Source organism: Saccharothrix stipae (genome assembly GCF_054781895.1).
In genome coordinates this window covers 195,408-208,059 of sequence record NZ_BAAGTN010000002.1, presented here as the reverse complement: position 1 = coordinate 208,059, position 12,652 = coordinate 195,408, and the positions used below count along the sequence as shown (strand labels likewise).

Annotated in this window: 12 protein-coding genes; 1 reads left to right on the top strand and 11 read right to left on the bottom strand. The window is 74.6% G+C overall.

Translation table 11 applies throughout. From position 1 onward, the window contains the following. Positions 1 to 9: 9 nt before the first annotated feature. From ACYVLT_RS04055 to ACYVLT_RS04015, 9 genes are all read right to left on the bottom strand, one after another. Entirely contained in the window at positions 10 to 216 is a 207-nt protein-coding gene (locus tag ACYVLT_RS04055) for an MbtH family protein (protein ID WP_461118724.1), read from the bottom strand. A 270-nt stretch (positions 217 to 486) separates the two neighbouring features. Next, positions 487 to 1,893, bottom strand: coding sequence for an amidase family protein (locus ACYVLT_RS04050; RefSeq protein ID WP_461118723.1), 1,407 nt, complete (start codon positions 1,891 to 1,893; stop codon positions 487 to 489). Next, on the bottom strand, positions 1,886 to 3,103 hold the full coding sequence (locus ACYVLT_RS04045) for an MFS transporter (RefSeq protein WP_461118722.1): 1,218 nt from the start codon (positions 3,101 to 3,103) through the stop codon (positions 1,886 to 1,888). The genes ACYVLT_RS04050 and ACYVLT_RS04045 overlap by 8 nt, the downstream gene beginning before the upstream one ends. Further along, positions 3,100 to 3,234, bottom strand: a complete 135-nt coding sequence (locus ACYVLT_RS04040; RefSeq protein WP_461118721.1) for a hypothetical protein — start codon at positions 3,232 to 3,234, stop codon at positions 3,100 to 3,102. The genes ACYVLT_RS04045 and ACYVLT_RS04040 overlap by 4 nt, the downstream gene beginning before the upstream one ends. Beyond that, on the bottom strand, positions 3,231 to 4,511 hold the full coding sequence (locus ACYVLT_RS04035; protein ID WP_461118720.1) for a glutamate synthase-related protein: 1,281 nt from the start codon (positions 4,509 to 4,511) through the stop codon (positions 3,231 to 3,233). Before ACYVLT_RS04035 ends, ACYVLT_RS04040 begins: the two co-directional genes overlap by 4 nt. Continuing rightward, positions 4,508 to 5,533, bottom strand: a complete 1,026-nt coding sequence (locus tag ACYVLT_RS04030) for an asparagine synthetase A (RefSeq protein ID WP_461118719.1) — start codon at positions 5,531 to 5,533, stop codon at positions 4,508 to 4,510. Before ACYVLT_RS04030 ends, ACYVLT_RS04035 begins: the two co-directional genes overlap by 4 nt. 45 nt (positions 5,534 to 5,578) lie before the next feature. Beyond that, positions 5,579 to 6,883, bottom strand: coding sequence for a methylaspartate mutase (locus ACYVLT_RS04025; protein WP_461118718.1), 1,305 nt, complete (start codon positions 6,881 to 6,883; stop codon positions 5,579 to 5,581). Next, positions 6,880 to 7,320 carry a cobalamin B12-binding domain-containing protein gene (locus ACYVLT_RS04020; protein WP_461118717.1) on the bottom strand — a complete coding sequence of 147 codons (441 nt, stop codon included), beginning with the start codon at positions 7,318 to 7,320 and terminating at the stop codon, positions 6,880 to 6,882. Before ACYVLT_RS04020 ends, ACYVLT_RS04025 begins: the two co-directional genes overlap by 4 nt. Before the next feature lie 38 nt (positions 7,321 to 7,358). Then, a complete protein-coding gene (locus ACYVLT_RS04015; RefSeq protein ID WP_461119239.1) occupies positions 7,359 to 8,582 on the bottom strand; it encodes a helix-turn-helix domain-containing protein in 1,224 nt (407 codons plus the stop codon). 284 nt (positions 8,583 to 8,866) lie between these two features. On the opposite strand from ACYVLT_RS04015, the gene ACYVLT_RS04010 reads away from it, so the two are divergent. Continuing rightward, positions 8,867 to 9,124, top strand: coding sequence for a hypothetical protein (locus tag ACYVLT_RS04010; RefSeq protein ID WP_461118716.1), 258 nt, complete (start codon positions 8,867 to 8,869; stop codon positions 9,122 to 9,124). 1 nt (position 9,125) lies between these two features. Here ACYVLT_RS04010 and ACYVLT_RS04005 read toward each other — a convergent pair whose 3' ends face one another. Both ACYVLT_RS04005 and ACYVLT_RS04000 read right to left on the bottom strand, forming a co-directional pair. After that, positions 9,126 to 12,116: an AfsR/SARP family transcriptional regulator gene (locus tag ACYVLT_RS04005; protein ID WP_461118715.1), complete on the bottom strand. Its 2,991-nt coding sequence runs from the start codon at positions 12,114 to 12,116 to the stop codon at positions 9,126 to 9,128. 125 nt (positions 12,117 to 12,241) lie between these two features. Then, complete coding sequence (locus ACYVLT_RS04000) at positions 12,242 to 12,628, bottom strand: nuclear transport factor 2 family protein (protein WP_461118714.1); 387 nt, start codon at positions 12,626 to 12,628, stop codon at positions 12,242 to 12,244. Positions 12,629 to 12,652 lie beyond the last annotated feature (24 nt).

The window sequence follows — 12,652 nt, the reverse complement described above, 5'->3', positions numbered from 1 at the left end:
GTGGTGTCGTCAGCCGCGCACGGCGGCGAGGCTCGCCGGGCGCAGGTCGGTCCAGGTGGTCTCGATGTGCTCCAGGCAGGCGGCGCGGGTGCCGGGACCGTGGGTGACGTCCCACCCGGCGGGCACGGCGATGTCGCCGGGCCACAGCGAGTGCTGGCCCTCGTCGTTGACGAGGACGAGGAACTCGCCGTCCTGGTTGTCGAAGGGGTTCGTCATCGTGGGCTCCTTGTCTTGGCGGGACAACTCGTCCTTGCGGGACAACGGTTTTGCTGCAAGGGGAACGCTAGGGGCGGCACGGGTGCGGTTCCGGCAGTGCGGGCGGCAGCTAGGCGGCAGATCCCGGATCCGCCCTGGGATCTGCCCTCCGGGATCCGCCCCCGGGATCCGCCCCGAAGACGGCGACGGAAACGGCGACGGAAACGGCGACGGGGCCGGCACGGCCGGGAATGCTCCCGTCCTGCCGACCCCGTCGCGGGTCTGCTCGCGTCACGCCTCCAGGAACCGGGGCTCCCGCCGTTCCCCGCACACCGCCTCCACCGTCGCGGCGAGCGTCAGCGCCTCGAACGTGTCCCGGGGCCCGAACACCGACATCCCGAACGGCAGGAGGCCGAGGAACCCGGTCGGCACCGTCACGTTCGGCACGCCCGCCATCGCCGGGATCGTGGACGTGTTGCGGGTCAACGGATCGCCTTCCGGCGACAGCCGCCACGCCGGTTCGGTCGTCGGCGCGACGATCCCGGCCAGCGCGTGGTCGGCCAGCACCGCGCCGATCGCGTCCCGCGCCCACCACCGCGCCCGCGCTCGCTTGGCCGCCGCCTCGGCCAGCTGCTCGTCGGTGACCTCGGCGGCGCGTTCCAGCACGTCCTGGCCGAACAGGCTGAGCTCGACCGGGTCGTTCCGATTGCCCTCCAGCACGTCGGCGAGCGACGTCACCGGTCCGCCGCGCGCGGTCAGGTAGCCCTCCAGCCCGATCCGGAACTCGGCGAGCAGCGCGTCCATCCCGGCGATCAGCGGCGGGGCGTCCCAGGGCAGCTCGACCGGCACCACGACGACCCCGGCCGCTCCCAGCCGTTCCGCGACCCGGTCCACTTCGGACCGCACGGCGTCGTTCATCCGCCGCCCGTGCCACAGGCCCAGCCTCAGCCCGTGCGCCGGTACGGCCCGCACCGCCGGTCCGCCGGTCAACGCCGCGAGGCAGGTGGCCGCGTCGGCGACGCTCGGCGCCAGCACGCCCACCGCGTCCTGCACGCGTGACACGGGCACGATCCCGCGCCCGGGCAGCAGGCCGAGGGCCGGTTTCACGCCCACCACCCCGTTGAGCGCGGCGGGGACGACGATCGAGCCGTCGGTCTCCGTGCCCAGTGCCAGCGGGACCATGCCCGCCGCCACCGCGACCGCCGACCCGGAGGACGACCCGCCGGGGCTGTGGTCGAGCACGTGCGGGTTGCGGGTCTGCCCGCCGACCGCCGACCAGCCCTCGACGCCACCGGTGGAGCGGAAGTTGCCCCACTCCGAGAGGTTCGTCTTGCCCACCACCACCGCGCCGGTCCGGCGCAACCGGGCCACCACGTCGGCGTCCCGGCGCGGCGGCGTGCCGGCCAGCAGCCGTGACCCGGCGGTGGTCGCCAGCCCCGCCGTGTCGATGTTGTCCTTGACCAGCACGGGCACGCCCTCCAACGGGCGGGCCCGGCCGGCGGCGATCCGCGAGTCGCTCTCGCGGGCCTGGTCGTGGGCCGTCGGGTCGAGCGCCAGGACCGCGCGCACGACCGGATCGACCTCCCCGATCCGGTGCAGGCAGGCCGACAGCAGGTCGCCGGCGGTCAGCGCACCGCCGGTCAGGCGTGAGCGCAGGTCGGTCAGCGACGGCCACCGCGCCGCGGTCGTCTCAGTCAAGGCGGGCTCCCCTCAGGGCAGGTGAGGACGCGTACACGCACACCGCCACGACGGCCGACAGGCCGTGCAGCGCCATCGTGGTGGTCAGGCCGAACAGGTCGATGGACGCGCCGATGACGGCGTTGCCCAGCAGGGGCGCGCCGAACACCACCAGCGACATGATCGACATGACCCGGCCGCGCACCGCCGCGGGCGTGCGGCGTTGGATCAGGGAGGTCAGCACGACCCCGGACAGCGCGGTGAGCAGGCCGAGCACGCCGTAGCCGCCGAGCAACGCGGGCAGCGTGCCCAGCACGCCCAACGCACCCAGCACCACGGCCTGCGCGCACACACCCAGCACCAGCACGGCCCCCGCGCGACGGCCGACCGGGCGTGCCAGGGTGAGCAGGAAGGCGAGCGTCGCGCCCACCGTGAACGCGGTGAGCAGGAGGCCCGCGCCCGCGTTGCCCGCGCCGATCGAGTGGGCCAGCAGCACGAGCCCGACGTTCACCGGCCCCGCCGCCGCCAGCTCCACCAGCCCCACCACCAGCACGAGGGTCCGCAACGTCGGGTCGCCGGCCACGTGCCGCAGCCCTTCGGCGATCCGCGTGCGCACGGCGACGCGGTCGAGCGGGGGCACGTGGCCGTCCGGCCGACTGCGGGCCACCGCCGCCGCGGACGCCAGGAAACTCGCGGCGTTGGCCGCCGCCACCGCCGCCACCCCGCCCAGGCCCAGCAGTGCCGCGCCGACCGGACCACCCGCCGCCTGACCGGCGCGCAGCCCGATCAGGTAGAGCGCGTTGCCGCGCACGAGGTGCTCCTGCGGCAACAGCAACGGCCGCAGCGCTCCCGAGGCGGGGATGAAGAACGCGCCGAGCACGGTCAACGCCGCCGCCACGACGGCCAGCACGGCGGCGGTCGGCTCCACCGCCAACACCAGCCCCGCCGCCACCACCATCACCGCGCAACGCAACAGGTCCGCCCACACCATCACCCGCACCGGCCCGTACCGATCGGCCGCCACCCCGCCGCCGAGCAGCGCGATCACCCGCGGCACACCGGCCAACGCGATCAGGAGCCCGGCGGTGGTGGCGCTGGACACGCCGATGAGGGTGGAGGTGAGTGCCAGCATCCACGCCGCGTCACCGAGCGAGGACAGCCCGGTGGCGGACACGAAGGTCAGGTAGGAAACGGACAACGGGCCGCGCCGGGTCCGAACGGGCGCGGTCATGCCGCCACCGCCGCGCCGGGTGCGACGACCGTGCGCCGGGCCGCGCCAACCGGCCTGCCGACGGCCGGCGCCACGCGCCGGGTTGCCGCGATCGCGTGCCCGGTCTCCGGCGCACCGCCCCTGCCCGTCACCGGGTCACCGACCCTGCCGGTGTGCGCGCGGGCACGGTCCAACCCGTCGGGGACCACAGGTCCTCCGGTGCCAGCGCCCCCACGCGGTACTTGCCCAGTGCGCTGATCAGCAGTCGCAGCTCCAGCGCCAGGCACTCCACCAGCCGCCTGAGTCCGGCCTCCGGGTCCTCGTCCACGGCGATCAACGCCGCCCGCCCCAGCCCCACCGCCCGGGCGCCCGCCGCCAGGCACTTGGCCGCGCGCAACCCCTCCCACATCCGGCCCGACACGAGCAGGCACCCGGCGGGCTCACCGATCCGGCGCAAGCACTCGGCCAACGGCAGCCCGACACCCGACAGGAACGACGTGGGCGCCCACCCGCTGCCACCCTCGGCACCGTCCACGGTCACCGCATCGGCACCCGCCTCCCACGCCACCGCCGCCGCCACCGCGACGTCCCGGCCGGGCGGCAGCTTCACCCACACCCGCGCACGCGGGAAGTTGTTGCGCATCAACCGGATCTGCTGGCGCAGGATCTCCTCGGTGAACGTCCCCGGGCTCGCGCACCGCAACACCCGCCCGGACCCCGCGCCGAACACCGGCTCCAGCACGAACTGGTCCGACAACCGGTCGGCCTCCGCCGAGTCGACCACGGTCAACCCGCCCAGCCCCGGCTTCGCGCCCTGACCCACCTTCAGCTCGAACCCCAACCTCCCGGAGTCCAGCAGCGGACGCGCCGACGGGTCGCTGTAGACGAGGTTCCACACCTCCGCGTCGGCGTCCTCCGTGCTCTGCTGCACGACCACACCACCCGACCCGTCGGGCACGGCCCCCGCGTAGGCCTCGATCCGACCCAGCAACGACCGTCCACCACCGCCGCTCAGCCGGCCGTACCCGTTGACCGGCACGACGTTCTCGCCGATCACCATCGGCACGCCCAGCGCACCCGCCTGCGCGCCCGCCGCCCGCCCCAGGTCGGCGCTGGCCACCCGGGTCGACCCGAACGCCGACAGGTACAGCGGCAGCGGCGAGCGGAAGCCGCCGACCTCCGCGCCCAGGTCCACGTCACCGTGCAACGGCTCCCGCGCCAGGTCGATCAGCTTCTCCAACCGCTCGGGCACGAACACCGGCGGCACCAGCCGTGCCGCGTCCAGCTCGTCCCCCGGCGGCCCGGCCTCGGGCGCGCCGAACAGCGCCCGCCCGTAGTCCTCCAGCGCCGGGAACGCCGCCCCCGCGCCGCCCCTGGCCCGTTCCCGCACCGCCGCCTCGGGGAACGCGCCCGCGCTCAACCCGCTCACGGCGACACCACCCCGGGCACCTTCGGGTAGGCGCTGGCCTGCCACACCGACTCCAGGCCCGCGATGTACCGGGTCAACCGCTCCAGGCCGATGCCGAAGCCCGCGCTGCCGGGCACGCCCTCGCGCACCATCTTCAAGTACCAGCCGTACTTGGCGGGGTTCTCGCCGGTCTCCCGCATCCGCGCGATGATCGCGCCGTACTCGTGCTCGCGCTCGCTGCCGCTGCACAGCTCGCCGTACCCCTCGGGGGCGAGCAGGTCGAAGTTCAGCAGGCTCCCCGGTCGCGCCGGGTTCTCCTTGTCGTAGAAGCCGCGCGAGCCCTTCGGGTAGTCGGTGAGGAAGAACGGCCTGCTGGACTTCGCCGACAGCACCGCCTCGCCCGCCCAGTCGATCTCGGCGTCGGGGTTCTGCTCGTGCCCCAGGCCGTGCAGGTCGGCGACGGCGGTGGTGTGGGAGCGCCGCTCGAACGGCTCGCCGGACAGCAGGTCGGCGAACGCGTCGGGGTCGCGCCCGAGGACCTCCAGTTCCCCGGCCGACCGCTCCACGACGCGCCGCACGATGTGCGCGACCAGACCCTCGGCCACCGCCATCGCGTCATCGCGCGAGGCGCCCGCGACCTCCACGTCGATCTGGTGGAACTCGGCGAGGTGGCGGCTCGTGGAGCTGGTCTCCAGCGGTTCCAACCGCACGTTCGGCGCGATGCAGAAGATGCGGTCGAACGCCGTCAGCGACGCCTGCTTGTAGAGGATCGCGCTGGTCATCAGCTTGTACCGGTGCCCGTAGTAGTCCACGTCGACCTGTTTCGCGCCGCGGGCGCCCGGGTCGGTGACGGGACCGATGATCGGCGGCAGCAGCTCGGTGAAGCCCGCGGCGCCCAGGTGTTCCCGGGCCGCGTCCAGCACGGTGTGCTGGAGCCGCAGGACCGCACGCGTCGTGGGTGACGACAGGTGCTCGCGCGGGCTCCCGGGCAGCGGGGTCGCCGGCCGCGGGGTCGCCGCGTCGGCGGCGCTCGTGGTGTCCATGTCGCTCTCGCTCCTTCGGTGGGTGTGGCGGGTGGTGCGGTGTGCTCAGCCGGAGCCGATCGGGTGTGCGCCGACCCGGTCCAGGGCGGCGTCGTCGAACGTCCGCTCGACGTGCGACAGCGAACGCAGCAGTTCCGTCGAGGTGATCTCGGCGCCGGTCGCCCCCGCGCCGGCGGTGGCCTCCACGACGCCGGCCAACGGCAGCGAACCGGTGCGCGACCAGCGCAGTCGCCCGGTCCGGTCGACCACCGCCCTGGTGCGGCCCGCGTTGTCGGGGTGCAGGCAGTACGGCACGTCCAGGTAGCCGCGTTCGACCGCGCGGACCAGCGCGACACCGAGGTCCGGGGCGAGGTCGAGCACCGCCTCGACGATCGCGCGGGCCTCCGCGAGCACGCCGCTGTCCTCCCGCGGCACGGCGCCGGTCCCGCCGCGCGCCGCCCGCGCCGCCGCACGGCTCGCGGTGCGCAACGCCGTCACGTTCTCCTCGACCGTGGGGATGCGGTGCGCCTCGGCCGTGGTCTTGACGATCAGGCGTTCCGCGCCGGTGCGCACGGCCAGTTCGGCGGCCTGTTCGAGCAGCGCCGACGCGCCGCGCCGGGTGCGGGGGAAGACGCCCATGTAGGTGTAGAGCACGACGTGCCAGTCCACATCGGACAGGTGCTCGGCGGCCAGCGTGCGCAACGCCAGCACCGCCTCGGCGTCCTGCCCGGCGTGGGTCTGCTGCGCGTAGCTCAACGACACGCTGTCCAGGCCGTGCCGGCGGAAGAACAGCGCCTCCAGCACGCTGATCGCCACCAGGAGCCCCGGCGGGCACAGCTGGCCCATCATGCAGCCGCCGAACGACTCCAGGTGCGGCCGGCCGCCCCGCTCCCGCAGCTCGGCGAGCAGCAGGCACGACTCGGCCCACGCGCGCACCGCCTCGGCCACCGGGACCCGGCTGTAGGGCAGGCAGTACGACAGCGGACCGCCCTCGGTGGCGTGCAGCCCGGCGTCGAGCAGCGCCACTACGATGTCCTGCGGCCGGGCCGAGCCGTGCCGCACCTGCACCGGGAACGCGTCACCGGCCACGCCGCGCAGCACGTCCCGCGTGGTCCCCGACGGGTAGGCCACGATCGGGTAGCCGTTGAGGGCGTCGCCGGCCGCGAGCGCGGCGCGCACCGCGTCGTGGTCGCCGACGCGGGTGAAGCTGTCGAGCGTGATCGTGCCGACCGCCCGCACCCCGGCCGCGCGGACCGCCACGAGCCCGGCGCGCATGGCCGCCGGGTCGCCGACGCCCATGCGCGGCTGCACGACCAGCTCGCCCTCGGCCGCGGCCCGCGCCACGAACCCGCCGAACGACCCGTCGCTCATGACCGCACGCCCACGGGCAGGCGGTCGAGGAACGCGCGGAACGCGGCCACGCTCCCGGCGTCCTCGAACACCGCGTCGTACCCGGCGGCGGTGAGCGTGGCGGCACGTGCCCGCCCGCCGGGCCCGTCGATGCCGAGCTTGCCGCCGACGACCACGGTGGTCGCGGCCAGGACCGGCACCGCGCGCAGCCGCCCGATCACCCGCTTGGCCTCGTGGAAGCCGTGCCCGTTGACGCTGCTGACGACGACCAGGTCCGGTGCGTGCCGGGCGCACTCGGCCACCAGCAGGTCGTCCGGGACGCACGCGCCGAGGTTGACCACCCGGTGCCCCAGCTCCTCCAGCACGAGCTGGAGGAACACCAGGTTCCACGTGTGCGCGTCGGACGCGAGGCTCGTCACCACGATGTCGAGTCCGGCGTCGTTCTCCACCAGGTCCATGGCACTCCCTCGGTCGCGGGGTGGTCGTCACGCCGAAACTAGGAGTCGCGCGTCGCGTCGAGCGGCAGCCCGAGCGGCAGCCGGGAGGCAGTTAGGGCGCGGGCCAGGGCCAGCACGCGGAACCGGTCGTCGCCGACCGGGCGCACCAGGCCGAGCAGCAGCAGGTGCCGGACGAGCCGCGCGCACGCCACCGGCGCGACCCGGGTCAGCCGCGCGGCGTCGGCCACCGACCAGTCGCCGTCGACCGCCGCGAGCGCGTCCAGCGCCGCGTCGTCCACCTCGGACAGCGCGTGCCGGAGGGCGTCCCGCAGGTCGGGCAGCCGGTCGGCGACCACGCCCAGCGGGTCGGCGCGGACGAGTTCCAGCAGCTCGTCGGGGCGGTGCACCACCAGCCAGGACGCCGCCGCCTCCAGCGCGCCGGGCAGGCCGTCGAGCCGGGCGGCCACCTCGACCAGCGCGGGCGCGGGCGAACCGGGTGGCACGTGGCCGGCGAGCCGGCCGAGCAGCCGCGCGGCGTGCGGCGGGGCCAGCGGGTGCAGCGGGACGACGCGTTCGCCGGGTATCGGGCGGGAACCGCGCGTGGTGCGCAGCAGCCGCAGCCGGCGGCAGTGGTGCAGCAGCGCCAGCGCCCGGTCCGGGTCGGGCCACGCCGGGTCGTGGCCGTCGAGCACGAGCACGGCCTCGCGGTCGCCGATGAGCGTCGCCAGCGCCTCCCATCCCTCGCCGTCCTCCGCGACGGCCAACGCCGAGTGCACCAGCAGCCGCAACCGGGCCGCGTCGCCGCCGGGTGCGGGTGCGGTCGCGGCGTCCCACAGCACGCGGGCCGAGCGTGACTCGTGCAGCCGCCCCGCGACCTCCACGACCAGCCGGGTCTTGCCGACACCGGGCAGACCGGTCACCGCGACCAGCCGCGCGCCACCCTCGCCGAGCAGCGCGAGCAGCGCGGCGACCTCGGTGTCCCGGCCGACCAGCACGTCCAGCGCGGCGGGCGGCGGCACGGCCGTCAGGTCGGGCGAGAGGTCGATCTCCACGCCGCCGCGCGACCGCATGGCCGCGGCCTCGAACGTGGTCAGCTCGCGCCCGCTGAGCCGCAACCCCTCGGCGATGAGCCGCACGGTGTCGCGGCGCGGCCGGCTCGCCCGCCCGGCCTCCAGGTCGCGAATGGCCCGGACGCTGATGGTGGACAGGTCGGCCAGTTGTCGCTGAGTCGCTCCACGCTTCATCCGGTGTTTTTTGAGCAGATCGCCGAATTGCCCGTACATCGAATTCCCGTCCATGCCCACTCCGGTGGCGATGAGGTCGTGCTGCGCTGACAGGCGTTGTTCCGGCGAACCGCCTTCGACCTGCGAAGAGGGGTGCTGCCGGTGGTTGCATGTCCAGCATCGTCACGCCGGTATCGCGCCGTTATCGCGGGAGTGCGCGCCCCGCGAAACCCGGGTTTCGCGGGGCGTTCGTCGCGCGATAATTCGGCAATGCCCCGCATTCCTAATGTCGGTTCCAGCACCACGGACCACCACACCGACCGCCAGGAAAAGGGAGCACGACAATGCGCATCGACCGCGTCCTCGCCGCCACCGCCGTCACCGCCGCGATCCTCTTGGCCCCCGTGATCGCCGCGACCGCCGCCCACGCCACCACTGCCACCGCTGCGGTGACCGCCGCCGACGACACCCCCTGGGGTCCGACGTCCGACGGCACGCCTGCGAACACGACATCGGACGACACGCCCTGGGGTCCGACCGGCGACGACACCCCGTGGGGCCCGACCGGTGACGACACGCCCTGGGGACCGACCGCGAGCTGAGTCAGCCGGTCCGGATCCGCTCCAGGACCTGCTGCGCACGCAGCCTCGCGGCGCCCATGTTGCGCTCCGCGAACGTCGAGATCGCCCGGCCCAGCAGGCTCACCGCCTCGGCCCGGTCACCCCGGTCGGCCAGCACGACCGCCAGTTCGGCCCGCGTCTCCGCGGCGCCACCGTGGTCCATGGCCCGCTCCCGCACCTCCAGCGCCTCCCGCAACAGGCCCTCCGCGGCCTCCGGGTCCGCCAGCGCCCCCTTCACCACCGCCAGCTTGTGCAGCACCCGCGCCTCGCCGACCGTGTCACCGGACGCGCGGACCGCCGCGAGCAGCTCGGTCAACGCCTCCTCCGCCTCACCGTGCCGCCCCTGCCGGACCATCAGGTCGCTCAACCGGTAGCGGACCTGCACCTCCACCCGCTGGTTGCCGAAGCGGCGGCAGATGTCCAGCGCCTCGTACAGCCGGTCGGCGGCCCGCTCCTGGTCGCCGTTCTCCAGGTCGATCTGCGCGACCTGCGCCAGCACCCACGCCTGCCCGACCGGGTCGCCGGACTCGCGGAACCCGTCCAGCGCGGCCAGGTACAGCGGCGCGGCGTTGTCCAGCTCGCCGAGCCGGTGGTGCACCAGCGCCAGGTTGCGCCGCGCCAGCGCCACACCCCGGTCGTCACCCAGCAACTCGAACGTGCGCAGCGCGGGCTCCACCAGCTCCCGCGCCGCACGGGCCCGCGACCACGACAGCTGCAACGACGCCATCGAGCACAGCAACGCCGCCTCACCGCGGGCGTTGCCCGCCGCGCGCACCGCCACCAGCGCCCGCTGGTGCGTGCGCTCCCAGTCGGCGAAGTAGCACCGCGCCTCGAACAACGTCACCAGCGTCACGGCCAGGTCCCACGACGCCTCGTGCAGCCCTTCCGCGGCACTCACCTCGACCGCCGAGCACAGGTTCGGGTGCTCGGTCTCCAGCCACACCAGCGGGTCGGCGAGCAGTCTGTCCACATGGGACCGCGACGGCAGCCAGCGCGCGGCGTCGCCGTGCAGCGAGGTGAAGTCGCCGCCGTAGACGCGCGCGTGCGCCTCGCCCGCCAGCGCCAGCCACCCGCCGACGACCCGCCGCAACGCCACCAGCCGCGCCTCGTCGCCCTCGTTGAGCTCCAGCTGCTCCCGCGCGAACAGGCGGATGAGCTCGTGGAACTTGTAGCGCGGGCTGCCGGTCGCGTCGACCGCGACGACCTCCAGCATCTGCGCGTCGACCAGACCCTCCAGCAGGTCCGCGGCCAGGAACACGTCCACGTCGAGCAGCGCCGCCGCGACCCAGGTCGGGAAGCTCAGCCCGTCGAGCGAGCCGAGCAGCCGCAGCAACCGGCGCGCCTCGACCTGGAGGCCGTCGTAGGTGAGGGCCAGGCTCGCGCGCACCATCATCTCGCCGTGCGCCAGCTCGTCGAGCCGCCTGCGCTCGTCGGACAGCCGCTCCAGCATCCACGCCAGCGACCAGTTGGGCCGTGCGGCCAGGCGGGCGGCCACGATGCGCAGCGCCAGCGGCAGGGAGCCGACGAGTCGGATGAGCGCCGTGGCGGCGGCGGGCTCGGCGTCCACCCGGTCGCGGCCGACGACCGTGGCGAGCATGCCCAGGGCGTCGTCGTGGTCGAGCACGTCGATCTCCAGCACGCGCACGCCCGGCAGGCCGGTGAGGCGCGTCCGGCTCGTCACGACCACCGAGCACGAGCCGCTCCCCGGCAGCAGCGCCCGCACCTGGCGCTCGGTCGCCGCGTCGTCCAGCACCACGAGCATCCGCTTGCGCGCCACCAGCTGCCGGTACATCTCGGCGCGCTCGTCCTCGGCGTCGGGGATGGACGTGCCGGGGATGCCCATCGCGCGCAGGAACCGGCCCAGCACGTCGACGGCGCTCGCCGGGTGCTCACGGGTGCCGCCCAGGTCGCAGTAGAGCTGACCGTCCGGGAAGTGGTCCTCCACCAGCAGGTGCGCGACGTGCACGGCGATCGCGCTCTTGCCGATGCCCGGTTTGCCGACCAGCGCCACCACGCTGGTCGCCAGGCCGCCCCGCGCCAGCAGCTCCCGGGCCTGCGCCACCAGTTCCGCCCGGCCGGTGAACTCGCCGATGTCGGCGGGCAGCTGGAGCGGCACGACGGTCGTGGCCGTCGGGGGAGTGGACGGTGGCCGCGGCTGCACCTGGTGCGGCGCGCCCCCGTCCGCGGCGACGGTCAGCGACGGGTCGCCCGCCAGGATCGCCGTCTCCAGGCGGCGGAGGTCCTCGCCCGGCTCCAGCCCCAACTCGTCGATCAGCAGTTCCCGCGTCGCCCGGTAGGCCTCCAACGCCTCCGCCTGCCGCCCCGACCGGTACAGCGCGAGCATCAGCTGGCCCCGTAATCGTTCCCGCAACGGGTGCTGCGCCACCAGCGCGCTGATCTCGCCGACGAGCCGGCGGTGCCTGCCCGCGTTCAGCTCCAGGTCGAACGTCGTCTCCAGCACCGCGAGCCGGTCCTCGTCCAACTTCGCGGCCTTCGCCCTCAGCCTGCTGCCCGCCGTGCCGCCCAACGCCGGACCGCGCCACAGCGCGAGCGCCTGGCGCAGCAGCACGAGCCCGCCCTTGGGATCGCCGGACCGCGCCAACGACTCGCCCTCGGCGGTCAGCGCCGCGAACAGCTGCACGTCCAGCTCGCCGTCCGCGACCCGCAGCAGGTAACCGGGCGGGCGGGTGACGATCGCCTCACCACGCCCGATCGACGCGAGGTTCGCGCGCAGCGCGGACACGCAGATCTGGATCTGCCTGCGTGCGGTGGCGGGCGGCGCCTCGTCCCACACGGCGTCGATGAGGTGGTCGATGCCCACGACCCGGTTGGCGTCGAGCAGCAGGGCGCCGAGCACCATCTGCTGCCGACCGGGCGGCACCCGGCTGACCCGGTCGGGTCCGTCCGCCACGTGCAGCGGCCCCAGGATCCGGTACACCGGGATGGGCGGCGACCCGACTGGTCCGAAATCCACGGGCTGCTCCCACTTGCATCGATCCCCGAAACGAAGATAACCGGTGGTCACCGCGCCCGCACACACCCGTAAGCCGGGTTCGCACCGGTCATTCGGCGCACGTCGATCGGAGGGACGCCGGGCCGTCAGGCGGGCGCCGCGAAGAAGAACGACTTCTGCGACCGGAGCAGGCCGTGCTCGGTGAGCGTGAACAGGTCGACGAACTCCACCTCGCGCCCGGCGCCCGTCACCCGCCCGACCACGACCACCCGGCCGGGCGCGGAGAACACCTCCTCGACCACGTGCCGGTCACCGTCGACCGCGCGTTCGGCCTGGTAGGACTCGATCCTGGCCCGCCCGCGCACCACGCCGGCGCCTGGCGCGCACAGCTCCGCGTCGGCGTCGAACAGCGAGCCGTACCCGTCCATGTCCCGCCGGTCGAGGTACTCGTAGCTCAACCGGACGTGCTCGACCCCCACGGTCGTCACCACGTCGCCGGGTCGTCCGCCACCCCGCGGCCCGTTCGCCCCCATGTCCCTGTCCCTCCGTAGACCTCC

What these genes read in the sequence shown, in the direction of transcription:
- ACYVLT_RS04055 (WP_461118724.1), bottom strand. Translation starts at nt 216, where the DNA reads ATGACGAACCCCTTCGACAACCAGGACGGCGAGTTCCTCGTCCTCGTC.
- ACYVLT_RS04045 (WP_461118722.1), bottom strand. Translation starts at nt 3,103, where the DNA reads ATGACCGCGCCCGTTCGGACCCGGCGCGGCCCGTTGTCCGTTTCCTAC.
- ACYVLT_RS04030 (WP_461118719.1), bottom strand. Translation starts at nt 5,533, where the DNA reads ATGGACACCACGAGCGCCGCCGACGCGGCGACCCCGCGGCCGGCGACC.
- ACYVLT_RS04025 (WP_461118718.1), bottom strand. Translation starts at nt 6,883, where the DNA reads ATGAGCGACGGGTCGTTCGGCGGGTTCGTGGCGCGGGCCGCGGCCGAG.
- ACYVLT_RS04020 (WP_461118717.1), bottom strand. Translation starts at nt 7,320, where the DNA reads ATGGACCTGGTGGAGAACGACGCCGGACTCGACATCGTGGTGACGAGC.
- ACYVLT_RS04015 (WP_461119239.1), bottom strand. Translation starts at nt 8,582, where the DNA reads ATGTACGGGCAATTCGGCGATCTGCTCAAAAAACACCGGATGAAGCGT.
- ACYVLT_RS04010 (WP_461118716.1), top strand. Translation starts at nt 8,867, where the DNA reads ATGCGCATCGACCGCGTCCTCGCCGCCACCGCCGTCACCGCCGCGATC.
- ACYVLT_RS04000 (WP_461118714.1), bottom strand. Translation starts at nt 12,628, where the DNA reads ATGGGGGCGAACGGGCCGCGGGGTGGCGGACGACCCGGCGACGTGGTG.